The 26,394-nt window shown below is 60.3% G+C and carries 26 protein-coding genes; 17 read left to right on the top strand and 9 right to left on the bottom strand.

Features of this window, described 5'->3' with window-relative positions:
• The 9 genes from DSM14862_RS12780 (at nucleotide 1) to DSM14862_RS12740 (ending at nucleotide 12,059) form a co-directional block, all read left to right on the top strand.
• Nucleotides 1-2,241: a TRAP transporter permease gene (locus tag DSM14862_RS12780; RefSeq protein ID WP_007117674.1), complete on the top strand. Its 2,241-nt coding sequence runs from the start codon at nucleotides 1-3 to the stop codon at nucleotides 2,239-2,241.
• Between the two features lie 110 nt (nucleotides 2,242-2,351).
• Complete coding sequence (locus tag DSM14862_RS12775) at nucleotides 2,352-3,263, top strand: AEC family transporter (RefSeq protein WP_007117673.1); 912 nt, start codon at nucleotides 2,352-2,354, stop codon at nucleotides 3,261-3,263.
• Nucleotides 3,264-3,383: 120 nt separating this feature from the next.
• Nucleotides 3,384-3,974 (top strand): TetR/AcrR family transcriptional regulator, encoded by a 591-nt coding sequence (locus tag DSM14862_RS12770; protein ID WP_007117672.1) that lies wholly within the window; start codon nucleotides 3,384-3,386, stop codon nucleotides 3,972-3,974.
• A 2-nt stretch (nucleotides 3,975-3,976) separates the two neighbouring features.
• Nucleotides 3,977-5,053 (top strand): efflux RND transporter periplasmic adaptor subunit, encoded by a 1,077-nt coding sequence (locus DSM14862_RS12765; RefSeq protein WP_007117671.1) that lies wholly within the window; start codon nucleotides 3,977-3,979, stop codon nucleotides 5,051-5,053.
• Between the two features lie 4 nt (nucleotides 5,054-5,057).
• Entirely contained in the window at nucleotides 5,058-8,108 is a 3,051-nt protein-coding gene (locus tag DSM14862_RS12760) for an efflux RND transporter permease subunit (RefSeq protein ID WP_007117670.1), read from the top strand.
• A gap of 189 nt (nucleotides 8,109-8,297) precedes the next feature.
• Nucleotides 8,298-9,212, top strand: a complete 915-nt coding sequence (osmF, locus tag DSM14862_RS12755) for a glycine betaine ABC transporter substrate-binding protein OsmF (protein WP_243254263.1) — start codon at nucleotides 8,298-8,300, stop codon at nucleotides 9,210-9,212.
• Nucleotides 9,213-9,229: 17 nt separating this feature from the next.
• Nucleotides 9,230-10,396, top strand: a complete 1,167-nt coding sequence (locus DSM14862_RS12750; RefSeq protein ID WP_243254262.1) for an ABC transporter permease — start codon at nucleotides 9,230-9,232, stop codon at nucleotides 10,394-10,396.
• Nucleotides 10,393-11,328 carry an ABC transporter ATP-binding protein gene (locus DSM14862_RS12745; protein ID WP_007117667.1) on the top strand — a complete coding sequence of 312 codons (936 nt, stop codon included), beginning with the start codon at nucleotides 10,393-10,395 and terminating at the stop codon, nucleotides 11,326-11,328. The genes DSM14862_RS12750 and DSM14862_RS12745 overlap by 4 nt, the downstream gene beginning before the upstream one ends.
• Nucleotides 11,325-12,059: an ABC transporter permease gene (locus DSM14862_RS12740; RefSeq protein ID WP_007117666.1), complete on the top strand. Its 735-nt coding sequence runs from the start codon at nucleotides 11,325-11,327 to the stop codon at nucleotides 12,057-12,059. The genes DSM14862_RS12745 and DSM14862_RS12740 overlap by 4 nt, the downstream gene beginning before the upstream one ends.
• 3 nt (nucleotides 12,060-12,062) lie before the next feature.
• Here the strand turns inward: DSM14862_RS12740 and DSM14862_RS12735 are convergent, their stop codons facing one another.
• From DSM14862_RS12735 to DSM14862_RS12725, 3 genes are all read right to left on the bottom strand, one after another.
• Nucleotides 12,063-12,770, bottom strand: coding sequence for a haloacid dehalogenase type II (locus tag DSM14862_RS12735; protein ID WP_007117665.1), 708 nt, complete (start codon nucleotides 12,768-12,770; stop codon nucleotides 12,063-12,065).
• Between the two features lie 74 nt (nucleotides 12,771-12,844).
• Nucleotides 12,845-14,155, bottom strand: a complete 1,311-nt coding sequence (locus DSM14862_RS12730; RefSeq protein WP_007117664.1) for an NAD(P)/FAD-dependent oxidoreductase — start codon at nucleotides 14,153-14,155, stop codon at nucleotides 12,845-12,847.
• Entirely contained in the window at nucleotides 14,155-15,504 is a 1,350-nt protein-coding gene (locus tag DSM14862_RS12725) for a glutamine synthetase family protein (RefSeq protein WP_007117663.1), read from the bottom strand. Before DSM14862_RS12725 ends, DSM14862_RS12730 begins: the two co-directional genes overlap by 1 nt.
• Before the next feature lie 124 nt (nucleotides 15,505-15,628).
• On the opposite strand from DSM14862_RS12725, the gene DSM14862_RS12720 reads away from it, so the two are divergent.
• Together DSM14862_RS12720 and DSM14862_RS12715 are read left to right on the top strand one after the other, a co-directional pair.
• Nucleotides 15,629-16,372: a GntR family transcriptional regulator gene (locus tag DSM14862_RS12720; protein ID WP_007117662.1), complete on the top strand. Its 744-nt coding sequence runs from the start codon at nucleotides 15,629-15,631 to the stop codon at nucleotides 16,370-16,372.
• Nucleotides 16,373-16,676: 304 nt separating this feature from the next.
• Nucleotides 16,677-17,594 carry an MYG1 family protein gene (locus DSM14862_RS12715; RefSeq protein ID WP_007117661.1) on the top strand — a complete coding sequence of 306 codons (918 nt, stop codon included), beginning with the start codon at nucleotides 16,677-16,679 and terminating at the stop codon, nucleotides 17,592-17,594.
• Nucleotides 17,595-17,626: 32 nt separating this feature from the next.
• On the opposite strand, the gene DSM14862_RS12710 is transcribed toward DSM14862_RS12715, so the two are convergent.
• The 5 genes from DSM14862_RS12710 to motA form a co-directional block, all read right to left on the bottom strand.
• Nucleotides 17,627-17,962 (bottom strand): peptidoglycan-binding domain-containing protein, encoded by a 336-nt coding sequence (locus DSM14862_RS12710; RefSeq protein WP_007117660.1) that lies wholly within the window; start codon nucleotides 17,960-17,962, stop codon nucleotides 17,627-17,629.
• Nucleotides 17,963-18,014: 52 nt separating this feature from the next.
• Nucleotides 18,015-18,281 (bottom strand): hypothetical protein, encoded by a 267-nt coding sequence (locus DSM14862_RS12705; protein ID WP_007117659.1) that lies wholly within the window; start codon nucleotides 18,279-18,281, stop codon nucleotides 18,015-18,017.
• A gap of 163 nt (nucleotides 18,282-18,444) precedes the next feature.
• Nucleotides 18,445-18,870, bottom strand: coding sequence for a hypothetical protein (locus DSM14862_RS12700; RefSeq protein WP_007117658.1), 426 nt, complete (start codon nucleotides 18,868-18,870; stop codon nucleotides 18,445-18,447).
• Nucleotides 18,867-19,124 carry a hypothetical protein gene (locus tag DSM14862_RS12695; protein ID WP_007117657.1) on the bottom strand — a complete coding sequence of 86 codons (258 nt, stop codon included), beginning with the start codon at nucleotides 19,122-19,124 and terminating at the stop codon, nucleotides 18,867-18,869. Before DSM14862_RS12695 ends, DSM14862_RS12700 begins: the two co-directional genes overlap by 4 nt.
• Nucleotides 19,121-19,987, bottom strand: coding sequence for a flagellar motor stator protein MotA (motA, locus tag DSM14862_RS12690; protein ID WP_007117656.1), 867 nt, complete (start codon nucleotides 19,985-19,987; stop codon nucleotides 19,121-19,123). The genes DSM14862_RS12695 and motA overlap by 4 nt, the downstream gene beginning before the upstream one ends.
• 93 nt (nucleotides 19,988-20,080) lie before the next feature.
• On the opposite strand from motA, the gene DSM14862_RS12685 reads away from it, so the two are divergent.
• The 6 genes from DSM14862_RS12685 (at nucleotide 20,081) to DSM14862_RS12660 (ending at nucleotide 25,764) form a co-directional block, all read left to right on the top strand.
• On the top strand, nucleotides 20,081-21,181 hold the full coding sequence (locus DSM14862_RS12685; protein ID WP_007117655.1) for a hypothetical protein: 1,101 nt from the start codon (nucleotides 20,081-20,083) through the stop codon (nucleotides 21,179-21,181).
• A 186-nt stretch (nucleotides 21,182-21,367) separates the two neighbouring features.
• Nucleotides 21,368-21,835, top strand: coding sequence for a MucR family transcriptional regulator (locus DSM14862_RS12680; RefSeq protein WP_007117654.1), 468 nt, complete (start codon nucleotides 21,368-21,370; stop codon nucleotides 21,833-21,835).
• A gap of 42 nt (nucleotides 21,836-21,877) precedes the next feature.
• Nucleotides 21,878-22,807, top strand: coding sequence for a flagellar motor protein MotB (locus tag DSM14862_RS12675; protein WP_007117653.1), 930 nt, complete (start codon nucleotides 21,878-21,880; stop codon nucleotides 22,805-22,807).
• 227 nt (nucleotides 22,808-23,034) lie between these two features.
• Complete coding sequence (locus tag DSM14862_RS12670) at nucleotides 23,035-23,715, top strand: hypothetical protein (RefSeq protein ID WP_243254261.1); 681 nt, start codon at nucleotides 23,035-23,037, stop codon at nucleotides 23,713-23,715.
• 43 nt (nucleotides 23,716-23,758) lie between these two features.
• Nucleotides 23,759-25,084 carry a flagellar hook-length control protein FliK gene (locus DSM14862_RS12665; protein ID WP_007117651.1) on the top strand — a complete coding sequence of 442 codons (1,326 nt, stop codon included), beginning with the start codon at nucleotides 23,759-23,761 and terminating at the stop codon, nucleotides 25,082-25,084.
• A gap of 11 nt (nucleotides 25,085-25,095) precedes the next feature.
• Nucleotides 25,096-25,764 carry a flagellar hook assembly protein FlgD gene (locus DSM14862_RS12660; RefSeq protein WP_007117650.1) on the top strand — a complete coding sequence of 223 codons (669 nt, stop codon included), beginning with the start codon at nucleotides 25,096-25,098 and terminating at the stop codon, nucleotides 25,762-25,764.
• 18 nt (nucleotides 25,765-25,782) lie between these two features.
• Here DSM14862_RS12660 and DSM14862_RS12655 read toward each other — a convergent pair whose 3' ends face one another.
• Nucleotides 25,783-26,385, bottom strand: a complete 603-nt coding sequence (locus DSM14862_RS12655; protein ID WP_007117649.1) for a hypothetical protein — start codon at nucleotides 26,383-26,385, stop codon at nucleotides 25,783-25,785.
• Nucleotides 26,386-26,394 lie beyond the last annotated feature (9 nt).

Raw genomic sequence — 26,394 nt, 5'->3', positions numbered from 1 at the left:
ATGACAGACCCGCATAGCGCCGACCCCCAAGGCCCGATTGTCGCCGAAGGGGTTGATGACGAACCCGTAGAGGGCAATCGTCGCATATTCACCGGGCGCACCTATCTGGTCGTCGCGGCCATGTCGGCCATCTATGCGTTCTTCCACATGGCCGCGCTGAACGGCATGTCGATTGGCGAGTTGACCGGCATCCGCATCCCGCTTTTGCCGACCTTCCCGATGGAGACATGGAACTTCCGCATCGTGCACATCGCGGGCGCGCTGATCCTTGGCTTTACGCTCTATTCCGCCCGCGGTTTTGTCGATGAGGGCACGGGGCAGGGCCGTCATCCACTGGATTTCGTGGCATGGGCAGCGATGATCCCGGCGCTTTATGCCATCTGGACCGCATGGGGTATCGCCAGCCAGATCGCCTCTGGGGTGCAGTGGAACGGTATGAGCCCCGAGTTCAAGAACCTTGAAATTTACCACTACGGTCTGCCGCTGGTGGCCGCGACCGCCATCGGCATTGTTGTCGGCTGGCTACGGGGCCGTGAGCGGGGGCAAGTCTCCCCTGCGGACCTGCTTTTGTCTGTCTGTGGCGTCGCCGTGGCGATCTATCTGATCACCATGTACAGCACCTTGATGCGCAACTCGACGGGCACACCCTTTGCGCCCATCGGCATTTCCATCGCCGCTGTTGCGGGTACCGCGTTGATCATGGAGCTGACGCGCCGCGTGGCCGGGCTTGCGTTGATCGTGATCTCGGGCATCTTCCTAATCTACGTCTTTGTCGGGGACATGTTGCCGGGCTTCCTAAATGCGCCCAACATCCAGTGGACGCGGTTCTTTAGCCAAGTCTACACCGACGCTGGTATCCTTGGACCGACCACGGCAGTATCCTCGACCTATATCATCTTGTTCATCATCTTTGCCGCCTTCCTTCAGGCGTCGAAAGTGGGAGACTACTTCGTCAATTTCGCCTTTGCCGTGGCGGGCCGTTCGCGCGGTGGTCCGGCAAAGGTCGCGATCTTTGCCTCGGGCCTCATGGGCATGATCAACGGCACCTCGGCGGGCAATGTGGTGGCGACAGGGTCGTTAACCATTCCGCTGATGAAAAAAGTCGGCTACCCGGCGCGCACCGCAGGCGCGGTTGAGGCTGCGGCGTCTACCGGTGGGCAAATCATGCCGCCGATCATGGGGGCGGGTGCCTTCATCATGGCCGAGATCACGGGCATTCCCTATACGGATATCGCCGTGGCGGCGATCATCCCGGCGGTGCTCTACTTCGTGTCGATCTACTTTATGGTGGATTTCGAGGCGGCCAAACTGGGCATGCGCGGCATGCGTTCTGAAGAACTGCCCAAGCTGCGCGATATGATGCGCCGAGTGTTCCTGTTCATCCCAATTATCATTCTGATCTATGCGCTGTTCATGGGCTATTCGATCATCCGTGCGGGCACGCTGGCGACGGCGGCGGCGGCGGTTGTCTCGTGGTTCACACCCTTCCGCATGGGGCTGCGCAGCATTGTCAAAGCCTTTGACCTTGCCGGGATCATGTCGATCCAGATCATCGCGGTCTGTGCCTGTGCCGGTATCATCGTTGGCGTCATCAGCCTGACCGGCGTTGGCGCGCGTTTCTCATCAGTGCTGCTGGGATTGGCCGAGGCGAGCCAGTTCCTCGCCTTGTTCTTTGCCATGTGTATCGCGATCCTGCTGGGGATGGGCATGCCCACCACGGCGGCCTATGCGGTGGCGGCGTCGGTTGTGGCACCGGGCTTGGTACAACTGGGCATTCCGCTGCTGACGGCGCACTTCTTTGTCTTCTACTTCGCCGTGGTCTCGGCCATCACGCCCCCGGTGGCGCTGGCCAGTTATGCGGCGGCGGGGATATCGGGGGCCAACCCGATGGAGACTTCGGTGGCGTCCTTCAAGATCGGCATCTCGGCCTTCATCGTGCCCTTCATGTTCTTCTACAACGGCGCGATCTTGATGGACGGCACATGGTTCGAGGTGATCCGTGCAGGCGTCACGGCGGTCTTTGGGGTCTATCTGCTGTCCTCGGGGATGCAGGGGTGGTTCGCGGGCAGCTTGGCCGCGTGGTTCATCCGGTTAGGTCTGGTTCTCGCGGCGCTGTGCATGATCGCAGGCGGTTTGGTTACCGACCTGATCGGCATCGCGATTGCGGCGTTGATCTTTGTCATCCAGCTGAAGTTCCGCCCCGCTGCAGACGCCCAAATCGCCGTGCGCGGCAGCGATTGATCCAAGCCCCGGCCCTTCGGGGCCGGGGTGCCTTTAATTGAGGCAGCGGCCTCTGTTGCATCCGCTCCAAGCGCCGCCTAGGGTCCGAGCGATCCTTCCGGGCGGTTAATATGTTCACTATCTTTCTGGCGATCGCGCCGGTCTTTGCGCTGATCCTGATGGGCTACGGCCTGCGACGGGGCGGCATCCCGTCGACCAAATTCTGGAACCTGAATGACCGGTTGGTCTACTGGGTGCTGATGCCGGCGCTGTTCTTCGCCAAAATCTCGGCGGCGGACCTCAGCGGTGGCTTGGGCGATTATGCCCTTCTGCTCTATGCGGGCTTCTTTGCGGCGATCTTCTGCGGCTGGCTTTTTGGCCGACGGTATGCCGCGCCGCAGGGCAGTTCGCTGATGCAGGGCAGCGCGCGGTTTAACACATTCATTGGCCTTGCGATTGCCGAAGCTGTCTTTGGCACGGCAGGGCTACAGATCGCGGTGCTGGGCTCCGCGTTGCTGGTGCCGGTGGTGAATGTGACGGTGGTGACGCTGATGACCCGGCAGTTGGGCGGGGGTGGGAAATCTATCCTTAAAGGGTTGGTTAAGAACCCTTTGATCCTTGGCATCCTCGCTGGCGTGCTTTTCAACTTCGCAGGCTTGCACGAAGTGCCCGTCTTGCACGAAAGCGCGCGTATCTTGGGCGATGCGGCCCTGCCGATCATGTTGCTTTGCGTTGGGGCTAATCTCCGGCTGCGTGGGCTCTCGGGGTCTGTATCGGTCATCGCCCTGTCGATCGTTGGTAAGCATCTGGTGAACCCGCTGGCGGTCTTACTGGCGGCGCTGGCCCTGAACCCCGCGCCGCTGACCCTGCAAATCGCGTTGATCTTTGCGGCGCTGCCAACTGGGGTGGCCAGCTATACGCTGGCGCGGGAAATGCGCGGCGATGCGCCCTTGATGGCGGCGATTATCACCACCCAGACGTTGCTGAGCTTCTTTACTCTGCCACTCACGCTCTATCTTGGAAGCCTCATTTCGACGCCCTGATCGTGTGCCTATCTGCAAAACGGAATTGTGATCTGCGTGGGTCGCATGGCTTGGCGTTTACAGGTTGACATATTGGGTCAAAATGTCCAATTGCAGCTCGAACAGTGCCAAGGATTCCCCATGACCGAACTTGAGAAGACCGTGCTCGACGCTGCGTTGCATGTCTTTTCCCGCTATGGGGTCAAGCGCACCAGCATGGTTGACCTCTGCGAAGAGGCCGGTGTCTCGCGCCAAACCCTCTACAATCGGTTTCGCAACAAGGACGACATCCTGCGTGGGCTGATCGGGCGCTATACCGAACTGGCGCTCGAAAAGATCGCCGAAGAGTTGCCCAATGCGCCCGACCTGGCGGCCCAGCTTGATCTGATCTTTGATCGGATGGTGGTGCGGGGCTACGACACGATGCAGGCGATGCCCAATGCGCAGGATTTTATCGCCGGGGTCAATGCAGTCAGCCAAGAGGCGCTGCAATGTTCCGCGGGGCGTTTCCGCGCCGTCATTGCTGAGGTGCTGACCCCCTATGAGACCCCCATTAACCGCGCTGGCATGACTGTTGATGCCCTTGCCGATTGCCTTCAACGTGCCGCCAAGGCCGCCGGAATGCACGCGCAGGACCGCGCACATTTTATCGCGCAGTTGCGCACCCTCAAACAACTTTGTCTGACCGCCGCCCTTGGGCCTGTGCCGGATGCTACACATAAGGAAGACTGACCATGGCCAAGTGGCTTGTTGAGACGACGCGCGGCGCAGGCGCGGGGCGGCTATTGGGGTTTGCACTCACCTTGGCAGCCGGGGTGGCCGGGTCAATCGCCGCCGCCGAAGTGCCAGTGGTAAAGCTGGAAACGGTAAAGGTCAGCAATGCCGAGATGGAGCGCGTGTTCTTTGGCAAGGTGGTTGCACGTGAAACCGTGGATCTTGCCTTCCAAGTCGGCGGACAGATCGAGGAGTTCTCTCTAGAAGAGGGGACCACGGTCAGCGAGGACACAGTCGTGGCCCGGATGGACCTAGAGCCGTTTGAGCTGGCGTTAGAACAAGCGCAGGCGAATGACGCGCAGGCCCGCCGCACGATGGAGCGTTACCAAAAACTTGCCGGGTCTTCGGTGGCGGAGGTTAATCTGCAAGACGCCGAAACCGCCGTGACCGTGAATGACATCGCCGTGCGCAACGCCGAGCGCGATCTTGAAAGCGCCACCCTGCATGCGCCCTTTGACGCCATCGTGGCTTCGCGGTTGGTGCCCAATTACTCAACTGTCAGCGCCGGCACGCCAGTGGTGCGCCTGCATGATATGTCTGAACTAAGGGTTGAGATTGACGTACCAGAAACGCTGTTTCTGCGCGCGGGGCGGGATCCCAACGTGCGGTTCGTGGCAAAATTCCCGGCCAATTCGGAAAGCTACCCGATGGCGATCCGTGAGTATAACGCCGAAACCGCGGATATTGGGCAGACCTATAACATCACCCTTGGCGCGGATTTGCCGCAAGACTTCGTTCCCCTGCCCGGTGCCTCGGTTGAGGTCCGCGCGACACTGAACATCGGCGGGCAAAGCATCATTGTCCCGGATTCCGCCATCGTCGTGGGCAATGATCGCGGCACCTATGTCATGGTCTTTGATCCCACCGGCGCGCGTGAGGGGACGGTCACCCGCACCGAGGTTGAAATCACCCCCACTGCGCGGGGCGATGTCACGGTCAATGCGGGCCTGTCGGACGGGCAAGAGATCGTGGTGAGTGGCGCGAGCCAGCTTGAAGATGGTGCCGCTGTGCGCCGCTTCGTTGGCTTCGGAGACTAAGCCCATGGATATCGCACGCCTGTCCATCAACCGCCCCGTCTATACTTGGATCATCATGCTGATCTGTCTTTTGGGCGGTATCTGGGGTTTCGCGACCCTTGGCCGACTAGAAGATCCGGCCTTCACCATCAAAACAGCGGTGGTCGTCACCCAATACCCCGGCGCCTCTGCCGAAGAGGTGGCGCTAGAGGTCACTGAACCGCTGGAATCGCAAATCCAAAAGATGTCCGAGATTAAGGACATCGAATCCATGAACCAGCCCGGTCTGTCGTGGATCACCGTCAACATGCAGGACACGTTCGACGGGTCCGAACTGCCGGAAATCTGGACCAAATTGCGCAACCGCGTGAACGAGGCCGCCATGCCCAGCGGGGCGTCGCGGCCCTATGTGAACGACGGTTTCGGTGATGTTTACGGGATTTACTATGCCGTGACGGCCAAGGGCTATTCGGACGCAGAGGTGAATGAGCTGTCCAGCTACCTGCGGCGTGAACTGCTGCTGGTTGATGGCGTGTCGGATGTGGCGCTTTCGGGCGTGCCGAACGAGGTGATCTATGTAGAGCCTCAGCTCGCGCTTAGCACCACGCTCGGCATTCCGCCCACGGCGATTGTCGGTGCGGTGTCCAGCGCCAACGAGATTGTCGATGGAGGTGTCATTCAGGGCGACGAGGGGCGCAGGCTGATCCAGCGGCCCGAAGGGTCTGACAGCGTATCTGAGATTGCCGCGCTGTCGGTCGGTGTCAGTGGGCAGGTGATTAACCTTGCCGATGTGACCAATATTTACCGCACCCGCGAAGCCGACCCTGACCTTGTGATCCGCCACAATGGCCAAGACGCCTTTACCCTCGGCGTCGCCGGGATCGCGACCGAGAATATCGTCGATATCGGTAAACGCGTTGATGACAAGCTCGCGCAGCTGCGTAAAACACTGCCTTTGGGTATCTCGATTGAATCCATCTACCGCCAGCACACGGTGGTCGAAGAGGCGTCGAACGCCTTTTTGGTGAACCTTGCCATGTCGGTTGCGATCGTGGTCGCTGTGCTGGCCGTCTTTATGGGCTGGCGCGCGGCGGTTGTTGTGGGTTCTACACTGTTGCTGACGGTGGTGGGCACGCTATTTTTTATGGCACTTGGCGCGATTGAGATGGAGCGTATCTCGCTCGGGGCGCTGATCATCGCGATGGGGATGCTGGTCGATAACGCGATCGTTGTGGCTGAGGGGATGCAGATCTCCATGCAGCAGGGCAAAAGCTCTCGCGATGCGGCGACGGAGGCGGCAAGCAAGACACAAATCCCGCTTCTAGGGGCAACGGTCATCGGGATCATGGCCTTTGCCGGGATCGGGCTAAGCCCTGACGCGACGGGCGAATTCCTCTTCTCGCTTTTTGCGGTGATCGGGATTTCCTTGCTGCTGTCTTGGGTGCTGGCGATTACCGCGACGCCGCTTTTGGGGCACTACTTCTTTAAACGCGGGGCCGAGGGCGGTGTTGGCGGCTATGACGGGGCGATCTTTAAAGGGTATGCCGCCGTGCTGCGCGCGTCGCTCAAGCTGCGTTGGTTGGTGGTTGCGGCGCTTATCGCGGGCACGGTTGTTTGCTATGCGCTGTTTGGGCAGATCAAGCAGCAGTTTTTTCCTGACAGCAACACGCCGCTCTATTTCGTGCACTACAAGCTGCCGCAAGGCTCTTCGATCCACCAGACCTCCAACGATCTGGCCGTGCTCGAAGATTGGCTGGTGGCGCGTGACAATGTTGAGAACGTGACATCCTACGCAGGGCAGGGGGCGGCGCGCTTCATGCTGACCTATCAGGCCGAAGACCCCAACCCCAGCTATGGCCATCTGATCGTCCGTGTCTCTGCGCTGGAGGTGATCCAAGACGAGATGAACGCGCTGGAAGAATTCGCAGTTGATGCGGTCCCCCAAGGGGAGTTCCGGGCCAAACGTCTCGCCTTTGGGCCGGGGGGCGGCGCACCGATTGAGGTGCGCTTCTCGGGCCGGGATCCGAATGTGCTGCGTGATCTGGCCGATGAGGCCATGTCGCGGATGCAGGCGGCGTCGGACAATATCATCACGCCGCGCCAGGATTGGCGTGAGCGTGAATTGGTGCTGCGACCGATCTATGCCGAGGAGCGCGCGCAGGACGCGGGCATTTCAAGGACCGAGATTACGGAGACGTTGCAGTTTGCCACCGAAGGCACCAGCGGCGGGACATTCCGCGAGCGGGACCGCCAGATCCCCATCGTGATCCGCGCCCCGCAGGATGCCGATTTGGCGCTGACCGATCATGTGATCTATGCGCAAAACACCAATGCGCTGATCCCGATGGAGCAGGTGATCGACGGTTTCAGGTTCGAGCCGCAGGACACGCTGCTTTACCGCCGCGACCGAGCCGATGTGATCACCGTGGGGGCCGATATCCCACGCGGTGTGACGGCGGCGCAGGTGCAGGCCGAGGTGCAGGAAACCATTGAAGCGATGGAGATCCCCGAAGGCTATGCCATGGAATGGGGCGGCGAGTTGGAAAGCGCGGGCGAGGCGCAGGCCGCTTTGGGTAAGCAGCTGCCTCTCAGTCTCATCATCATGGTGCTGATTTCGGTCCTTTTGTTCAACGCGCTGAAACAGCCGATCATCATCTGGCTCTTGGTGCCGATGGCGGTTAACGGGGTCAGTCTGGCGCTTTTGGGGGCGGGGTTGCCCTTCACCTTCACAGCGCTTTTGGGGCTGTTGTCGCTGTCGGGGATGTTGATCAAGAACGGCATCGTGTTGGTCGAAGAGATCGACCTTACCCGCGCTGCGGACCCGACGCTGGACTTAAAAGAGGCCATCATCACCGCATCGACCTCGCGTTTGCGTCCGGTTTTCTTGGCTGCGGCGACGACCATTCTGGGGATGCTGCCGCTCTTGTCTGATGCGTTCTTTCAGTCGATGGCGGCGACGATCATGGGTGGGCTGGCTTTTGCCTCAGTGCTGACCCTGATCGCAGCGCCGGTGCTCTACTTCATCTTCTTCAAGCGCAGCGCTGCGCGCGAAGCAGAGGCTGCGCGCACCGTCTAGGCAGCGCAATTTCGACTAAAGGGGCGCTTCCGGTCTGCCGGGGCGCCCTTCGTCGTGGCGCTAAGATGATCGTAAAAACGCACACCGTCCTGCAATCCATCCTTGGTTTCCCAGATTTGCCCGCTACCTTACGGTTTTCAAACGGCGCGTTGTTGTGTCTGGTCATTGCTTTCAAGGAGTCCACTTCCCATGGGTACCCGTATTTTCTCTACCGCCGCCGCTACTGGCATCGCCGCAGCCTTGGCTTCTGCCGCTTCGGCCGAGATCACCGTTTCCTCCAAAATCGACACCGAGGGCGGCCTGTTGGGCAACGTCATCGCACTGGCGCTTGAAGATGCCGGCCTTCCCGTCGAGCGCCGCTTGCAATTGGGCGGCACGCAGGTCGTGCGCGAGGCGATCCTGTCGGATCAGATCGATATTTACCCCGAATACACCGGCAACGCGGCCTTCTTCTTTAACGAAGCGGAAAGCGATGTGTGGAAAGATGCCGCCAAAGCGCACGCCCGCGCCAAGGAATTGGATGGCGGTGAGAACAAGATCACATGGCTCGATTCCGCGCCTGCCAACAATACTTGGGCGATTGCCGTGACCGGCCCACTGGCCGAGGAAAATAACCTTACCACCATGTCCGATTTCGGCGCGTGGGTGGCCGAGGGTGGTGCGGTGAAACTCGCCGCCTCGACCGAATTTGTCTCTTCTCCCGCCGTGCTGCCCGCGATGCAGGAGACCTATGGCTTTGAGCTTTCGCAAGATCAGACCGTAATCCTGTCGGGCGGTGATACGGCGGCGACCATTCAAGCCGCAGCGCGCGGCACGTCCGGGGTCAATGCGGCGATGGTCTATGGCACCGACGGCGGCGTTGGTGCCACGGGCCTTGTGGTGATGGAGGACGACAAAGGCGTGCAGCCGGTCTATGAACCCGCGCCCATCGTGCGCGCCGAGGTGTTGGAGGAATACCCCCAGATCGCCGAGGTGCTGAACCCGATTTTTGCCGGGCTTGATATGGCAACGCTGCAAAAGCTGAACGGTCGCATTCAGGTTGGTGGTGAACCGGCTGAGGCCGTGGCACGTGATTATCTGACCGAAGCCGGGGTGCTGGACTGATCTCCGCCACGCGGACATTGACCGGCCCCGGCGCAAGCTTTTCTGCGCCGGGGCTTTTGTTCGCCGTGCTGGGCGCGGCGGCGCTGTTAACCCCTTTCATGACGCTGGCCGCCAACCGCATCGTTGCGGGCGAGGGGGTGATGGCATGGCGCGTGGCCAGCTTGCCGGTGGTGCTGCCCGGCCTTGCCGCGATTGGTGCAGGGCTTGTCATGGGTCTGCCTGCGGGCCGAAACGGGCTGCGTATTGGCGGTGCGATTTTGGGTTTGGGCGGGCTGCTTTGGCTGCTCACCCAAGGCGCGTCTGGTCTGCTGGTTGAGGCTGGTGAATACGCGCGTGTGTCGCCCTCCGTTGGGTTTTGGTGCCTGCTCATTGTCTTCATGCTGCTCATAGCCGATGCGCTGGCCGCGATGGCACCAGGGCCGCTGATGCGTGGCGGCGTGCTGGCGGCGGTGCTTGCGGTGTTGGGGGTGATACTGTGGTCGGGGGCGCTGTCGGACCTGTCGGTCATGCAGGAATACGCCAGCCGCGCGGATGCCTTCGGGCGGGAGTTCATCCGCCATCTCGGCTTGGCCTTCGGCTCGCTCGCGGCTGCGGCGGTGATCGGCTTTCCGCTGGGCGTACTTTGCCACCGCCTCGCCAGCCTGCGCGGCGCCACGCTGCCAGTGCTGAGCTTTCTGCAAACCATTCCGTCGCTCGCGATGTTCGGTATGATGATCCCGATCCTTGGCTGGGTGGGGGCCAACCTGCCGGGCGCGCGGGCGCTTGGCATTGCCGGCATCGGCTTTGCCCCGGCGTTTTTGGCGCTGGTGCTCTATTCGCTGCTGCCCGTGGTCGGCAACACGGTCGCGGGCCTCGCCTCCGCCCCGCCCGCCGCACTTGAGGCCGCGCGGGGCATGGGGATGACGCCACTGCAACGCTTGTGGCGGGTGGAACTGCCGCTGGGCCTGCCGATCATCCTGACCGGACTGCGCATCGTTTTGGTGCAGAACATCGGTCTGGCCGTGATCGCCGGGCTGATCGGCGGCGGCGGTTTCGGGACGTTCGTCTTTCAGGGGCTGAACCAAACCGCGACTGACCTGATCTTGTTGGGCGCACTGCCGACCGTGGTGCTGGCGCTTTCAGCAGCAATCGTGATGGACATATTGGTCGAGCTGACCCGCAAGACCCCAAAGGACAGCGCATGATCGAGATTGACCGCATCACCAAGACCTACGCGGGTATCCGCGCTGTGGATTCCGTTTCAATGACTGTAGAGACGGGGACGATCACGGTGATCGTCGGCACCTCCGGCTCAGGCAAGACGACACTGCTGCGAATGATCAACCGGCTGGAAGAGCCGACTTCGGGCGAGGTGCGGATCAACGGCGAGTCTACGCTATCGGTCAAGCCGCATATCCTGCGGCGGCGCATTGGCTATGCCATTCAAGGGCATGGGCTTTTCCCGCATCACACGGTGGGGCGTAACATCGGCGCGGTGCCGCAACTGCTGGGGTGGCCGCGCGACAAGATCAACGCGCGGGTGGATGAACTGCTTGAGCTTTTCTCCATGGACCCTGCGCAGTTCCGCGACCGCTATCCGGCAGAGCTTTCGGGCGGGCAGCAGCAGCGGGTTGGCGTGGCGCGGGCCTTGGCCTCACGGCCCGATCTGCTGTTGATGGACGAACCCTTCGGCGCGCTTGATCCGATCATCCGCACCCGCGCGCAGGAAGACCTGCGGCGTATCCAGCAGCGGCTGGGTTCGACCATCATGTTGGTTACCCATGACATGGAAGAGGCGATCCGGCTGGGCGACCGCGTGGCGGTGATGGACGGCGGCAAGTTGGTGCAGCACGCCACACCGGCGGAAATTATCGCTAAACCCGCGACCGAGTTTGTGGCGAATATGGTGGGCGATGTAGAGCGGCCCTTGCGGCTGTTATCGCTGATCTCGGTACGGGAGTTGGTAGAGGACGGCACGGCGGAGGGCGATCCACTGCCCGCAGGTGCCAGCCTGCGCGATGCGCTTTCGGCTTGTCTCTGGACCGGACGCACATCGGTGCCGGTGGAGGAAGATGGCACCCCGCTGGGCCGCGTCACCCTTGATGCGATCCGTGCGCGGGCAGGGCAGCACGCATGAGGATCGGGCTGATCCTTCGGCCCTTGCTGGTCGTGATCCTACTGGCCTTGGTCCTTCGGCCTGAATGGTTCACGCCGCTTCTGGCTCCCTTGGCGCCGACGGGTGGCCCGGTGATCTATGAACGCGCGTCGCTACTCTCTTTGTCACTCAGCCATCTGGCGCTGGTAGCATTGGCCTCGGCTGCGGCGACCGTGGTGGCCGTGACGCTGGCGATCCTTGTGACCCGCCCGGCGGGTGCGGCCTTTCGCCCGCTGTCGCGCACCATCACCAACATGGGCCAGACCTTTCCCCCCGTCGCCGTGCTGGCGCTGGCCGTGCCCGCTTTGGGCTTTGGCGCTGGGCCGACGCTGGTGGCGCTGTTCCTTTATGGCTTGCTGCCGATATTCGAGAATGCGGTGACGGGGCTGACCAATCTGCCCCCCGCCACGATGGAGGCCGCGCGGGGCATTGGGCTGAGCCGTTGGCAGCGGCTATGGCGGGTGGAGTTGCCATTAGCCCTGCCGATCACGCTGACGGGCATTCGGCTGTCGGTGGTCATCGCCCTGGGCACAGCGACCATCGGCTCGACCGTGGCCGCGCGAACCTTGGGCGAGGTGATCATCGCCGGGCTGCTGACCAATAACACCGCCTTTGTGGTGCAAGGGGGGCTGGCGGTCGGGCTTTTTGCGGTACTGATCTATGACGCGATGGTGCAGCTCGAAAAGCGGTTGGCCCGGCGCATGGGCGGCTGAAGTCTAGCTGCCGTTCCCGGCGATGATCTGCTCGGACAGGTCGACCAGATCGTCTGATCGGAAATGCGGCTGCGGCACGCCCTCGGCCTCAAGCAGATTGTTGTTGGGGCGGGTCAGAAAGGCCCCTTGGCACCCCGCTGCCTGCGCCCCGATGGTATCCCACAGATGGCAGGCAACCATGCATAGGTCATCGGTTTGTAGGTCCAACGTCTCGGCCACCATCTGATAGGTCGCGGGGTGGGGTTTGAATTTCTCTACATCATCAATGCTAAAGCTGCGTTCAAAGAAATCGGCGAGGCCGGCTTTTTCCAGCGGTGATGGCGCGGGGGAGGGTGGGGAGTTGGTCAGCGTCACCAGTTGAAATCCCGCGTCTCGCAGTTTGCGCAGGGCCGGTGCGACATCCGCGTGGGCGGGCATTGAGCCGATGAGGGACTTCAGCTCGGCCACATCATCATCCGTAATCGGAACGTCTTTGTTCGCCCCGACCATCTGCAACACACCGCCTGCCAAAGCGCCAAAAGGCGTATAGCGGCCCGACAGGGTCATCGTTTGAGAATAGAGGATCAGCTCGGCAAACCATTCGCGCATCACCGACGGATCGCCGAAAACACGCTGGAACAAAGGCTCAAGCGTGGTGATGTCGAGCAGGGTCTCATTCACGTCAAAAACGATCGTAGAGACGGGCTTTAGGCCGGGCTTTTGGTCGGGCATGGGGGATCCTTTCAGTCACGAAGTGCGGGCGCACCCGGTCACTGTGAAGAAACCCCCAGCCCTGTCAAAAGGTTTCAGACCCCCAAGCGGTCGCGCAGCCCGTACCACCAAGAGCCCATCACCGAATAGGGCACTCGAAGCATGCGCCCACCGGGGAAGGGGAACCACGGCACAGTGGCGAAGACGTCAAAGCGGGTGAGGTCGCCGTCGATGGCCTCGGAAAGGATACGCCCGAAAGTATGCGAGCCGGTCACGCCATGGCCGCTGTAGCCATGGGCGAAATAGGTGCTGTCGCCGATCCGGCCCATCTGCGGCACACGGCTGAACGACAGGGCAAAATTGCCGCTCCACGCATAGTCGATCTTCACGTCTTTAAGCTGAGGGAAGACTTTGTCCATATTGCGCTTCAGCTTGGCTTTGATGTCGCTCGGATCGGCACCGCCGTAGACGGTACCGCCGCCAAAGAGCATGCGTTTGTCACCCGACAGGCGGTAGTAATCGAGGATATAGCGGATGTCTTCGACACAGGCATCCGTGGGCAACAGCGCGTGCGCCTGCGCCTCGCTAAGCGGCTCTGTCGCCATGACTTGGGTCGAGACGGGCATGACGCGCGGGGTCAGCGTGGGCACCACATGGCCAAGATAGGCGTTGCCGCAAAGCACCAGCGTTTTGCAGGTCATCGTGCCCTTGGCCGTTCTGACAACGGGGCGTGCGGCAGTGTGATCTACATCCGTGACCGGGGACATCTCGTAGATCGTGCCGCCGTTCTTCTCAAATGCCGCAGCCTCGCCAAGTGCGAGGTTCAGCGGGTGCATGTGACCGCCTGAATGGTCGATCAGCCCGCCTTCATAGAGGTCAGAATTGACGTGGGCGCGGAGTTGATCTTTGTCCAGCATCTCTTGGTTGTCGATGCCATACCCCTGCCAGAGCTTCTGACGCTCTTCCAACTCGCGCATATGTGCGGCGGTGAGGCCGGTGAAGATGTTCTTTTCTTTAAGGTCGCATTTGATGTCATAGGTGCGGATCCGCTCGCGGATGATCTCGCCACCTTCTTGCACGATGCCAGCGACGAAGGTCGCCGTGTCTTGACCATAGCGGCGCTTGATCGTTTGCAGGCTGGCGTTCAGCCCGTTGACGATCTGACCGCCATTGCGCCCCGAAGCCCCCCAGCCCACGCGCGCCCCTTCGATGATGGCGACCTTGTAGCCTTTTTCGGCAAGATGCAGGCCCGTCGACAGCCCGCTGTAGCCCGCGCCAACAATGCAAACGTCGATCTCGTGATCGCCCTGCAATTCGGGGCGCTCGGGCGAGGGATTGGCGGAGGCCGCGTAGTAGCTTGTCGTATGGCTGCCGTCACCGGCGTAGGGGTGGCTTTGGCGAGACATCAGACGATCTCCAGATAGGTGTCGTATTCGAAATGGGTCACTTGCCGCGCGAATTTGCGCAGCTCTTGGGTCTTGCATTCAACCATCATGGTTTGCAAACGGGCGGAGAAGATGCCGGGCACATCCGGTCCTTTGCGGAAGGCGTCGATGGCCGTGGCCCAGTCGAGCGGTAGGTTGTCGAGCTTCATCGTATAGGCGTCACCGGTGATGGGGGCGACGGGCTGCATGTCTTGTTCGATCCCCAAAAGCGCGCCGCCCAGAATGCTGGTCAGCACCAGATAGGGGTTGGCATCGGCCCCGGCGACGCGGTGCTCGATGCGCCGTGCCTTGCCGTCGCCGCCGGGAATGCGGATCGCTGCAGTGCGGTTCTCATAGCCCCAAGCGACATTAGTCGGCGCATGGGCACCCGGCAGCAGGCGGCGGTAGGAGTTCTCATGTGGCGCGAAGGTCAGCGTGTTTTGCTGCATCGTTGCCAGCAGACCGGCCACGGCGTTGAGCATCAGGGGCGTGCCTTCATCCCCGCCATTGTCAAAGACGTTAACGCCGTTTTCATCCACGAGCGAGAAGTGCACGTGAAAGCCGCTGCCCGCCAGATCGCCATAGGGTTTGGCCATGAAGGTCGCGGCAAACCCATGTTTGCGCGCGATGCCGCGCACCAGCCGTTTGAACAGCACCGCGTCATCTGCCGCACGCAGGGGGTCATCGACATGGCGCATGTTGATCTCAAACTGGCCCGCGCCGTTTTCCGAAATCGCGGCATCAGCGGGGATGCCCTGCAATTCGCAAGCGTCATAGACTTCGTTCAGAAACTCATCGAAGTGCTGCAATTCATCCAGCGACAGCGCGCCATCGGAATCCAGCCGCTTACCGGTGACCGGAGAGCAGGGCGCCTGCGGGTGATCCTCGGTCGGGTCAACGAGATAGAACTCCAGCTCCGTGGCGACCACCGGGGTCAGCCCGCGCGCTTTGAACTTTGCGGCCACTTCGGCCAGCGCCCGGCGCGGATCGCCGGGGAAGGGAGCGCCGTTTTCCTGACGCATCCACAGCATCGCCAGCGCGGTCGGGCGCGAGGTCCATGTGATGGGCATTAGTGGACGGCCTGTGAAATCACACAGACCGTCGGAATCGCCGGTTTCAAAAACCAGCTCACTGTTCTCGACATCTTCGCCCCAGATATCCATGCCGACGATGGACAGGGGCATACGCAGCCCGCCCTCTACGACTTTGGAGACTTGATCGGCAGGCACCCGTTTGCCGCGCATGGTGCCGTTAAGGTCACAGACGCAAGCAAAGATCGATTCAATCTCTGGGTGTTGCGCCAGCCAGGCTTCTGCTTTGCTCTCAGACATGGGGTTCCTTTCGATATCTAAAACAACAATGTGATACCATTATAGAAAACGTCATACCACTATTCGCTTGTCTGTCAATCGCCCATCAGCTTATGGTTGGCCCCGAAAGATCAAAGGCGGCGAGATGATCGGCAAGGACAATGACGCGCTCAATATTCCCGAGATCCCTGAGATTTCGGGCGCGACGACGCAGGAGGTTGTCTATGAGCGGCTGCGCAATGCGATCATGTTGGGGGCCATCACGCCGGGCACCTCGCTCACCATGCGGGGCATCGCGGAGCGGCTCAATCACAGCCCGACACCTGTGCGCGAAGCGGTGCGGCGGCTGAGCTCAGAACACGCGATCCAGATCAAAGACAACCGCCGTTTGACGGTGCCGCTGATGACGCTGAACCGTTTCGAAGAACTTGTCGCCCTGCGCATTGCCGTAGAGACCCACGCCGCCCTGCGCGCCTTGCCCTATATCTCGGATATCGTGATCGCAAAATTGACAGAGATCGACGGCATCATGGACCGATATGTGGCCGAGCGGGACTCGGACCAACTTACGTTGATGAACCAAGCCTTTCACCGGATGCTCTATACGGTCAATCCAGCGCAGTCGTCTTTGCCGATGATCGAAAGCATCTGGCTGCAACTTGGGCCCTTTCAACGGCAGGTGATTACCGAGGTCGCGGAATACTATCAGATCGATCGACATAAAGAGGTGTTGGCTGCACTCACCGCGCGCGATGGCGATGCGCTAAGCGCGGCCATCGCCAATGACATCCGCGACGGCGTTTTGGACATAGGCCGCAAGTTGCTGGCGGCTGGGGAGGGCGGCGACACGGCCCTGCCAGAGGTTTGGGGCGCGCCCGGCCCATCCTGACGCGGTTGATGTCTTTTGCAGTCGGGTGACGCTTGCGCCGCGCAGTTCAGTTGGGCATGTGGGCGCGCGCACAGCATTCTTAGCACCCTTGCAGTGCGCGCTTCGGCGCACGCGACATCTTTCATAGACGGCTCAACGCGCGCGCCCGGTTGATCCCCAAGCGGGCCGGTATAGCCATCATCTTCGGTCGCGCGCATTGCAGCGGCCTTGGGGCGGTCTGCTTGCACTTCGCCCGCGCCCCGACGTATTGGGGCTCAAACAACCATCCCGATCCCGATATCCCCAGCCCGAGCGGAGCCAGCCCATGACCATTACCCATCTCGTCACCCATTCGGGTGGCTTTCACGCGGATGAGCTTTTGTCTTCCGTCATTCTGACCCGGCTTTATCCTGATGCGACATTGCTGCGCAGCCGTGATGCGGATTGGATCACACCCGGCGCGGGGCGGATCATCTATGATGTGGGCCGGGAGTATGATGCAGATGCGTTGATCTTTGATCATCACCAGCGCCCCAACCCCCTGCGCGAAGACGGCCAGCCTTTCAGTTCTTTCGGGCTGATCTGGCAGCACTATGGCCGGGATTATCTGCGCAGCTTTGATGTGCCTGAAGCGGATGTAGAAGATATCCACCGCAGTTTTGATCAGGGCTTTGTCCTGCCCGTTGATCTGATCGACAACGGCGCGTTGGAGCCGTCGGTCGCGGGCCCCTTGGCGGGGATGACCCTGCCGGTGCTGCTAGAGACGCTGAAACCCGTCTTCGATGAGCGTGGCGAGGATGCCGATGACCGCGCCTTTATGGCGGCCCTTCCCGTTGCGCGCGCCTTTGTTGAGGCGGCGATCAAGGGCAAAGCTGCCAAGCGGCGGGCCGAGGCGATGGTCATGCAGGCGATCGAAGCTGCGGGCAGCGGGCGTGTGCTGGAACTGCCCCGCGGCATGCCGTTCCGTTCGGCGGTGGAAAAGGCCGGGGCGGATCATCTGCTGTTTGTCGTGCATCCGCGCGGGGAGGATTGGGCGCTGACTACGATCCGCAAAAGCGGGGACAGTTTCGAGGCGCGCGCGGATCTGCCTGAGGCGTGGGCCGGGTTGACGGATGCCGATCTTGAGGCTGCAAGCGGCGTGCAGGGTGCGAAATTCTGTCACAACGCGCGCTTTATCGCCGTGGCCGCAAACCGAGAGGCTGCTTTGCGCATGGCCGACCTAGCGGTCCAAGACGTGGCGTAGGGCCGGGGCCCATAAGGGGCCCCGGTATTGGGTTACATATATGCGTCGCTGGTTAGGAAGAACATCGTTTCAATGACCTGAACCTCATACGCGAATGTCCAAGTGGAGGCGTGTCGCTGATAGCGCGCAGAGGCCATCAACGCGCGGAAGGCCGCATTGGTTCCCGGCCCCCATGCGCCGTCAATCGCGCCACTATAATAGCCTTCATGCCGAAGACTGTCCTGTACCATCCGCCGCGCGCCTAGGTCGCGGCTTTGAAACAGGTTTCGAACATCCGTAAGGGTGACGTCGGCCGATTGTGCATACAATGGACGGACGCTAAGTGACGCCGCGCCAACCGCAGCAGCGAAAAAACCTCGTCGCTTCATACAAATTCCTTTCACATAAAACCGGGGTCAGAAATACGACCCCGGCGCAGAGTTAGGCGGGGATGGACGGGGTCCGTTTGGACATCATCGCGGCGACCACGCCCCAAATGATAGACACCGGCCAAGTGATCAACGCGCCGAGGCCAAAGGTGACGACGCCGATGAGGATGGCCAAGATAATCAAAACAATACCACCGGCGACGGTGGCATAGAGAAGCCCGAGGGGGCCAAAAAGCAGCGTCAAAAAGAACGCCGCGACGACGCTTTTTTGCGGCTTCGCGTGAATGATAGTTGTGGTGTGGGTGGGGGCATCAGTCATGCAGTATTTCCTGTATAGTCTAAACAATTTGTTTCGGCGCCGGCAGAACGACGACAGATACAATGCGACTTTGATGTAAGAGAAATACGGCCTTTTCTGGACCTATATTCGCCAATAAAGGGAAATTTGAATTAATTTTCCCCTAGGCTTCTAAAGGGCTATTTTACTTCTGATCTTCCAGCCAGATGGATAGAAATCCTTCCGCTTGGGCGGCTGTTTCGGCCTTTTCGAGCGCTTGTCTGCGTGTCTCGGCGCGGCGGGTGCGGATCAGGTCGATGCGCTTGGCCTCAGCAAAGAGACCATTCAGCTTGTCATGGATGCCGGCACTGTCCGCGCGCAGGCGTTCGGCTTCGGCATCTTTGCGGTGAATCGTCTCCGACACGTTGCGGATAAAGGCGGAGACGACGCGCGTCGCCTCCACGGCATCGGGGTCACCTCGATCGTTCAGCTGTTCCATCAAGGTATGGCGCTCGTTCTCGATCAGGCTGAGGGCGCGGTTCACCTCAACCATTTCCAGGGCCACGTTCTCCATCTCAAAGCGTTTTAGGCGTGAAAGCACGGCCAAACCATCGCCGCGTCGGGGCTTCACTGTCGGGCGCCCTGCGACAGAACGATCAGCCGTTCGCGCATCCGTTCCAGTACTTGAGGATCAAGCAGCGGCAGCCCTTCCATCGGGGGAACATGACCGATTACCCCGTGGCGGCGCATAGAATTGGGAAGCTTCGCTTCTGTTTCGGCAGCCTTGTCGACCTTTTCCTCGCCCTCTTCTTTGGCTTTGCTCGCGGCGAGGCCCGGCCCTGCCAACAGCGCCACAAGAGCTATCAGCGGCAGGCGGACGATCATACCGCAGGCAGTTCGCGCTGCGAGGCTTCAACGGCGGAGAAGTTCGGCTGCTTCGTGGTGGGGATGTTACCGCGGCCCAGCTCGATGCAGATGCTGGGCGGATGGCCCGCGACGATGGCCACGATGACATCGCGGATCACCGTATACATGGCGCTGTCTTCTTCCTCGATCTGCTCAAGCCGGCCCGCGATGGGCTGCACCATGCAGTAGGCAAGGAAAACGCCAAGGAACGTGCCGACCAACGCGCCGCCGATCATCGCACCAAGGATCTCTGGCGGTTTGTCGATGGAGGACATTGTTTTGATAACGCCCAGAACCGCCGCAACAATGCCGATCGCGGGCAGGCCGTCGGCCATGCTTTGGATCGCACTGGCCGAAACCAGCGATTCATGGTGGTGCTTTTTAATCTTGCGGTTCATCACGTCTTCCATCTGGAAGCGGTCGTCGAACTGCATCGACATCATCCGAAAGCTGTCGGCGATAAGATCGGTGACGAAGTGATCCTTCATCAGCTTGGGGTAGCGTTGAAAGATCGGGCTGGCCTCAGGGTTTTCGATATGCTCGTCCATCGCGACGATGCCTTTGGTCTTATAAAGACGCGCCAGTTCAAACATGAGAGCCAGCAGATCGTTGTAATCCGCCGCTTTCCAGCGCGGCCCTTTGATGACCCGCACAACCCCGCCCAGCGATGATTTCACCACCGAGAATGAATTGGCGATGACAAAGGCACCCAGAGACGCGCCGCCGATCATCATGCCCTCATAGGGCAGGGCATGTAGGACGATGTCCATATTGCCGCCCGACAGCATAAAGCCGCCAAAGACCAGACCGAAGACCATTACAAGACCAAGCAAGAGTGTCATTGCTGCACACGCCTCCAAAAATAAACTATTCTTACTTTATCCTTGAGTGAATGCCTCTATACAAGTATTATCTAGGAAAGAACTTGGGTTTCTATGATGAATAGTGGTTTTTCGGTCAAAGAAGAGTTGAAGGATGATGTCGACGCTCTGCAAGAGCCCGATGCCTTCGCCTATTTCGTCGATCCTTCCGAGCTTTCGGTGCTCGTGCAGGGCTGGCCCAGCGAGATGCGGCTGCTGCTTTGCATGGATGCTGCCGGGCTTTGTGAGTTCGTGGTCTTCCATAATGACGAGGAACATGCGGTTTTCGACAGGGTTTCTGAGATACTTGATCGCCCGGTCGGCAGCTTTGCCGTGAGCCCTGAGGTCGAGGGCCATCCCTGCCGCAGGTTGCTGTTTTCCGAAGAAAACGCGCTGCTGAAAGCGATTCAGGAAAGCAAAGCCCTTGAGGAAACGGCGGCGGACTACCTCATCAACTACAACTTCGCGCGCGAAGAAGGGCTGGATTTCGATGAGCTGATGCGCCAGCGCCCAGAACTGGATCAATTCCAGCGGGTCAGCACCAACAAGATTTTCCCAGTCGGGTCGCGCAAGCGTCGCAAAACACGGTCCGGCCCACCGGAGGGCTATATGCCTTCCGCTGACGTACAGCCGGGAGAGTGTTTCTACATCAGCCTTGAGATGTGGCTTGCCGGAGGGCGGATGCGAATCGCGGCCACCCCCGATAAACCCTTGCCGATGGTGCCGACCTTGGTCCGTGACATCGCATTCCGTGATGATTTTGCATCGGTCTATATCCCGCGCGACACGCTCGCAGCGGAATGGCGGCCCAAGGATAACATGGTAATCGACATTCCCGCCGAGCTTTTTCCAGCGGGCTTTAGCGACAGCTGTGAGCGGCGCAAGGTGAAGGTCTCGGTCATGCCGAGGGGCATCTTTGTCGAGTTTGGTGCGCCGATTGATGTGCCCGACCTGCCAGAGCCTGAACTGCTGGATCCCGCGACGCTTATGCCGCAGTTGCCCGCGCCGCGCAAAAGCCTGTGGAAGTCGCTGCATATACCCTTGATCGCGGTTGCCGGGCTGGGTGTGACAGGGCTGTTTAGCACGATCATCGCGCAGACAACCGGCAACGACGTGGCTTCAGAGCCAGCGCCAAAAAGCGCCATCTTTAAAACAGTCGCGCAAATGCAGCCATGACATATTTTCCACAATGTGGCGGAAAAGTGCTTGTCAATGCTTGTGCGGGTTCCAAATATAACTCGAATCGTGATAAGAATAAAATGCGAAGAATAATTTATCTTTGCTGCGCCACTTGCGAGACCCTCTCTCGGGATTTCGCGAACCTTGCAGAAGGCAAGATTAACTTAACAAGGAAGTTGCTTCATGCCTAATGTCACCCCCAAGCAGAACCTGAGCGATACCGCGATTGCGACCATCGTTTCTGGGTTCGCGAGCCGCAGCGATGTAACAATCGACGATATCTTAACCTTGGTTGAGCGTTTGCGCGCGTCCCCGGCTGAAAGCGCCGTCACCGCGCTGGCCAATATCCCCGCAACCGTGACCCCCATCGCGCCCAAAGCGTCGGGGATGTCTGCAGCCCCCGGCGAGCAGCCGATGACCGACGACACGATCTTTTGCCTGTGCTGCGGCAAAGGGTTCAAGATGCTTAAGCGTCATTTGGGTGCCGAGCACGGCCTGACCGAAGCGGAATATCGCGTGATGTTCAATCTGGCTGCGGACGCACCGTTGGTCGCCCCAAGTTATTCCAAGCGCAAAGCGGAATACGCCAAGCGCGCCGGTCTCGGCAAATACAGCCGCGACAAGTCGGACAACAACGCAGAGCTTTCCTGATCTGGCCATCGGCCCGATCTCGCGTAGTCGAGAGGCCCTGTAATGGCTGACAAAAAGAACGAATTGATCATCATCAAGCGCTACGACGCGGAGGGCGGCCACGCCCACCACGGCGGCGGGTGGAAGGTGGCCTACGCGGACTTTATGACCGCGATGATGGCGTTTTTCCTGCTGCTGTGGATCCTCGCGGCCTCGGATGAGGAAAAGCTGCGCGGCCTGGCGAACTATTTTACCCCAACTATTTCCGATGGCGGGTCGTCCTCGGATGCGGCGGCTGATCTGCGCCCGCTGATGGCCGCAGGCGTGATGACCGGCGCGGTCGACAATACCGGCAACGTAAAAAAGCCGACTTTTGGCCGCGACAATCCGATGATGGTCTTCGACAGCCGTCTGCGCGACAAACCGTCAGAGGTGGTTGTCGAATATGCCGACGCCCCTGAGCCTGCTGCAGCCGCTGATCCGGCCACAGTTGCCGCCGTTGAAGAGGCAGAGCGTCGTAAGTCTGAAATTGACCGGATGGCCGAGGATATCGCTGAGCGGATCACTTCGGATGGCGAGCTGAGTGATCTGGCGCGCAATGTCCGGTTGGAGAAATCCAACGGCGCGTTGACGGTGCAGGTTCTTGATCAAGACGAACGCTCGCTCTTTACCCGGGGCAGTGCCGAAGTGACCCCCAAAACCCGTGAACTGCTTTTGGCCATTGGCGATGTGATTGCAGAGCAAAACCAGCCGGTCGAGATTATTGGCCATACTGATGCTGCCACTTTTGGCGCGAACAACGGCTACACCAATTGGGAATTGTCGGCGGATCGCGCCAATGCGACACGCCGCACGTTGATGGCTGCGGGCATCAACGGTGCCCGGTTCATGCGCGTCTCTGGTGTGGCAGACACCCAGCCGATCAACACGATCGACCCTTTGGCCGCAGAAAATCGTCGCATCTCGATTCGTCTGGTCTATCAAGCCGAGTAAGCCTTGTTTACAAGGCGCTATCGGCGCAATTTTGCCGATCAAAGGTGCGGCAAAAAGTGCGACATCCCTGCCGCTGATCCCCAAAAACAAATTCCTGCCAAGTAAAATTGTTGACGGTCAAGGTCTTGCGATCTAGACCTAATGCAATAAACGAGCACCAGGCACCTAAAAAACTATTAAAAATAGCCTGGATAAACCATGGACAGAATGTCCTGAACGAGGCGGAAATGCAGGTAAACTCACTTATCGGTGGCATCTGGAAGGGTGCCTGCCACATGGATTCATCGGCCGATGGCCGTCATTTCAATATGCTGATCCGGGCGCTGATCCCGGTTCAAGCTTCGGTTTTCGAGATGCAGGATTGGGCCGGTCATCCGGTTGCAATGCCAGATTGCATCGAGCCGATCCCGGGCATTTGCCTTGGCGATATTCTGGCCGAAGAACTTGACGCTGACGTGCCTTATGGCTCGCTCGTCGTTATTCGCAAAAGCAATAATTTCACAAACATCTCCCAAGCTGCCGGTGCGCTGGTGGGCGAAGTCTTGATCGGTATCATTGGGCGCGGCCTGTTCCCGATGATGGACGAAGACAGCGTTCTGCATGCTTTGGGCCAGACTTACTATCAAGCGGCAGAAGCGGATGAACTGCTGAAGCTGGGGCTAGAGCCTGCGGCTTTCCGTATGGGGCTGAGTGCGGTGCTGGGCCAATACTGGGGCCGTCCGGTCGACAGTCATTCGTTTTTTGCCACTGAACAGGCAGGAGGCGCACAGCTTTCGCTCCGGGCGCTCACCGGGACAGAGTCACCCGTGACGCTTAATCAGTGGACCCTTCGACTGAAGGCTCTGGTAGAGGGCCACAGCGCGCGTCGCGCGTTTGAAGGTCAGCGCGGGAACGTGCGGATCTCCTGATCCAATCAGAGAGCCTTCGGAATCCCAAGGTGGAGGACGTTAGATGATAGCTCAACTTCAGGCCACGTCTGCGGCATCCGGTGCCGCCGTTGCCGGGCAACCGCCGAAGAATGGCGCGGTCGAAGGCTTTACCGCGTTGATGCAGGGCGTGGCGAAGCAAGAGACCGCGCCGCAGCCACAGATCAAGACCCCGAAAACCGCCGCGCCCGAAACAGATGGCGCGGCTGACACATTGCCCGAAGGGATTGATCCAGAAACCGCAGAAGGGCTGTTGGCCCTAATGGATCACACGATTGCCGAACTGGAAGAAACCAACGGCAAGGTGACGCCCAAAGCCGCACTCGCGGCCTTTGCCGAATCTCTGGGAGAGGCGCCCCCTGATGGGGTCGGCGCATTGGAGGCGGTGGGGCAGTTGGCAGACCCGACCCTAGAAGCCGCGCTTGAGGAAAAGATTGCCGGTGCCTTGCGGATCCCGACGCCGAGCAGCCAACTTAGTATCGCGTCGGCGGTGATCCCGGCGATTGCACGCGGGTCGATGGGCTCGGTACAAGAACAGCAAGTCCCAAACATGCTTAAGGCCGAGGGGGTCGGTTTTGCCCAGATTGCTTCAGGGACCCCGAAAATGCCAACAGCCGGTGTGGCTATGGTTGGCGACGCTCAGATGTCACGGCTCAGCACCGACGCTAAAATCGATGCCAGCACGACCGTCGCCAAGTCTATTGATGCAAGCGCAGGGATTACAGACCCCCGCATGGCCGCTGCCGATCAATTTAGCGCAGCTGTTGAGTACAGCAAAGCCCCGCAGCCTGGTGTGAACGCCCCCGCAGCCGAGGCGGCTTTGCGTGAGGTTGCAGCGCTGACCGCACCGCAGGCGCCACAGTCAGAGACGCTTCGCCTGAGCCCGCCGCAGCCAACGCCCGCGCCGGCGCCGAACCCCGCCGCCGCCTCGGAAGAGCAGTTGCGCCAGCACGTCGCCCAGCAGATCCGCGGTCTCGACACAGGCGACAACAAGTTGCGTTTCTCCCTCTCGCCCTATGGTATGGGCGAGATCGAGATTGAAGTCGTGCGAAGTGAGGCGGGGCGACTGCAGATCGCCATGACAACCGAAAGTGCTTCGGTCTTGAACATGCTGCGCCAAGACCGTGATCAGCTGCTAGATGCGCTGCAATCGCGCGGCATCAGTGCCGATAATGCCGACCTTGATTTCCAGACCTTTGGCGAACGGGGCCGTAATGGCGGGCAGCAGGACGGACCAGAGTTTACAACGAATTTGTCGCAGGCCGATGATCCGCAGGGCAGCGAAGCCCAGCCGTTGGCCCCGACACCCAGCCCGAGCTTGATCGCCGGGCAGTTGGATATCCTCACCTGAAAGGCGAGACTATGATCGACGCGACAACAGCCAGCACCCTGAGCACCACCAGCACATCGGCGGCGGCGACCTCCTCTGCCGAGCTTCAAGAAAGCTACAACAGCTTCCTCACCCTGCTGACGGCCCAGATTTCGAACCAAGACCCGCTGAACCCGGTGGATTCGACGCAGTTCGTCTCGCAATTGGCGCAGTTGACCCAAGTTGAGCAAAGCATCGCGACCAACGCGAGCCTTGAGCAGATCAGCACAATGCTGTCCACCGTGGGCGCGATGTCGGACCTGCAGTTGATCGGGCGCGATGTCTTGGTGCCGTCGTCCCAAGTGCGCATGACCGAGGACGAATTTCCGCTCAGCTACCAACTCAACGCCGGGGCGGAGGATGTGACCATCCGCATCTATTCCGAAGACGGCACGCTGGTCCGCGAGATGCCCGGCCCCTCGACCGCGGAAGGGAAGGTGATCGACGTGGATTGGAACCGGCTAGATTCAGTGGGTCTGCCCGTGCCGCCAGATACCTTCCGGGTTGAGATCACGGCGACGGACGTCAGCGGCAACGACGTGGGCGTAACCCCACTGACCCGCGCTGAGGTGACGCGGGTGAACTTCACCGGACAAGGGGCAGAGCTGGAGCTTGATAACGGAGAGCAGGTGCTTTCTCATACGGTGCGCTCGGTTCTATAAACGGTCACGCGGCGCGGGTTAAAGCCGCGCTACGTCTTGCTTGTAAAGTGAGACAAACATCACATCGTCAACGCCCTGATGCTCTTTGCTGATCAGATCACGTAGCAGTTGCGACAGCGCCTCGCTGTCGATTGCCACGCCGCGCAATACGGCGCTTTCGGCAGCAAGGTTCATCGCTTGCAGAAGTGAATCGCGCATCCGCGTTGCATCTTCGACGCGGCGATAGCGTTCCGCCAATTCCAGCGATCCCATCTTCAGCGCGAAATCCGCTACCACATAAGACACGCTGTTGGTCTTCTCGACAGGGATGGTCATCTGTCCAAGCCGCACCACCGTGCGGTCTTTGGCCAACTCATAGCTGTCCATCGGCTCTTCGTTTTCGCCATGAACGGTGTCGCCGTCCTCGCCATGCGCGTCGCCGTCTTCGCCATGCGCCCCGGCGTCCTTTTCTGGCGCATGGGCGGCGTCTTTTACCGTGTCATCTACGCCGTGGGAGGCGTTCTCATCTAACTCCGTTCCCGCCGCTTCGGCTGGGGCAGGGGCAAGGGCCATACCGGCGCCATAGCCTGCACCCATGCAAAGCAAGGGGAGTGCTACGAATGCGATTGCTGCCTTTTTCATGTTCGACCT

This window comes from Sulfitobacter indolifex (genome assembly GCF_022788655.1).
GTDB classification, from domain to species: Bacteria; Pseudomonadota; Alphaproteobacteria; order Rhodobacterales; family Rhodobacteraceae; genus Sulfitobacter; species Sulfitobacter indolifex.
The sequence above is the reverse complement of the archived record's forward strand: the minus strand, read 5'-3'. Positions and strand labels throughout refer to the sequence as shown.

Excerpts from the sequence above, each read along its gene's own strand:
- DSM14862_RS12675 (WP_007117653.1), top strand. The coding sequence starts at position 21,878 with ATGGCTGACAAAAAGAACGAATTGATCATCATCAAGCGCTACGACGCG.
- DSM14862_RS12680 (WP_007117654.1), top strand. The coding sequence starts at position 21,368 with ATGCCTAATGTCACCCCCAAGCAGAACCTGAGCGATACCGCGATTGCG.
- DSM14862_RS12730 (WP_007117664.1), bottom strand. The coding sequence starts at position 14,155 with ATGTCTCGCCAAAGCCACCCCTACGCCGGTGACGGCAGCCATACGACA.
- DSM14862_RS12765 (WP_007117671.1), top strand. The coding sequence starts at position 3,977 with ATGGCCAAGTGGCTTGTTGAGACGACGCGCGGCGCAGGCGCGGGGCGG.
- DSM14862_RS12710 (WP_007117660.1), bottom strand. The coding sequence starts at position 17,962 with ATGAAGCGACGAGGTTTTTTCGCTGCTGCGGTTGGCGCGGCGTCACTT.
- DSM14862_RS12770 (WP_007117672.1), top strand. The coding sequence starts at position 3,384 with ATGACCGAACTTGAGAAGACCGTGCTCGACGCTGCGTTGCATGTCTTT.
- DSM14862_RS12655 (WP_007117649.1), bottom strand. The coding sequence starts at position 26,385 with ATGAAAAAGGCAGCAATCGCATTCGTAGCACTCCCCTTGCTTTGCATG.
- DSM14862_RS12760 (WP_007117670.1), top strand. The coding sequence starts at position 5,058 with ATGGATATCGCACGCCTGTCCATCAACCGCCCCGTCTATACTTGGATC.
- motA (WP_007117656.1), bottom strand. The coding sequence starts at position 19,987 with ATGACACTCTTGCTTGGTCTTGTAATGGTCTTCGGTCTGGTCTTTGGC.
- DSM14862_RS12670 (WP_243254261.1), top strand. The coding sequence starts at position 23,035 with ATGCAGGTAAACTCACTTATCGGTGGCATCTGGAAGGGTGCCTGCCAC.
- DSM14862_RS12715 (WP_007117661.1), top strand. The coding sequence starts at position 16,677 with ATGACCATTACCCATCTCGTCACCCATTCGGGTGGCTTTCACGCGGAT.
- DSM14862_RS12745 (WP_007117667.1), top strand. The coding sequence starts at position 10,393 with ATGATCGAGATTGACCGCATCACCAAGACCTACGCGGGTATCCGCGCT.
- DSM14862_RS12725 (WP_007117663.1), bottom strand. The coding sequence starts at position 15,504 with ATGTCTGAGAGCAAAGCAGAAGCCTGGCTGGCGCAACACCCAGAGATT.
- DSM14862_RS12735 (WP_007117665.1), bottom strand. The coding sequence starts at position 12,770 with ATGCCCGACCAAAAGCCCGGCCTAAAGCCCGTCTCTACGATCGTTTTT.
- DSM14862_RS12780 (WP_007117674.1), top strand. The coding sequence starts at position 1 with ATGACAGACCCGCATAGCGCCGACCCCCAAGGCCCGATTGTCGCCGAA.
- osmF (WP_243254263.1), top strand. The coding sequence starts at position 8,298 with ATGGGTACCCGTATTTTCTCTACCGCCGCCGCTACTGGCATCGCCGCA.
- DSM14862_RS12685 (WP_007117655.1), top strand. The coding sequence starts at position 20,081 with ATGATGAATAGTGGTTTTTCGGTCAAAGAAGAGTTGAAGGATGATGTC.
- DSM14862_RS12695 (WP_007117657.1), bottom strand. The coding sequence starts at position 19,124 with ATGATCGTCCGCCTGCCGCTGATAGCTCTTGTGGCGCTGTTGGCAGGG.
- DSM14862_RS12740 (WP_007117666.1), top strand. The coding sequence starts at position 11,325 with ATGAGGATCGGGCTGATCCTTCGGCCCTTGCTGGTCGTGATCCTACTG.
- DSM14862_RS12720 (WP_007117662.1), top strand. The coding sequence starts at position 15,629 with ATGATCGGCAAGGACAATGACGCGCTCAATATTCCCGAGATCCCTGAG.
- DSM14862_RS12705 (WP_007117659.1), bottom strand. The coding sequence starts at position 18,281 with ATGACTGATGCCCCCACCCACACCACAACTATCATTCACGCGAAGCCG.
- DSM14862_RS12665 (WP_007117651.1), top strand. The coding sequence starts at position 23,759 with ATGATAGCTCAACTTCAGGCCACGTCTGCGGCATCCGGTGCCGCCGTT.
- DSM14862_RS12660 (WP_007117650.1), top strand. The coding sequence starts at position 25,096 with ATGATCGACGCGACAACAGCCAGCACCCTGAGCACCACCAGCACATCG.
- DSM14862_RS12775 (WP_007117673.1), top strand. The coding sequence starts at position 2,352 with ATGTTCACTATCTTTCTGGCGATCGCGCCGGTCTTTGCGCTGATCCTG.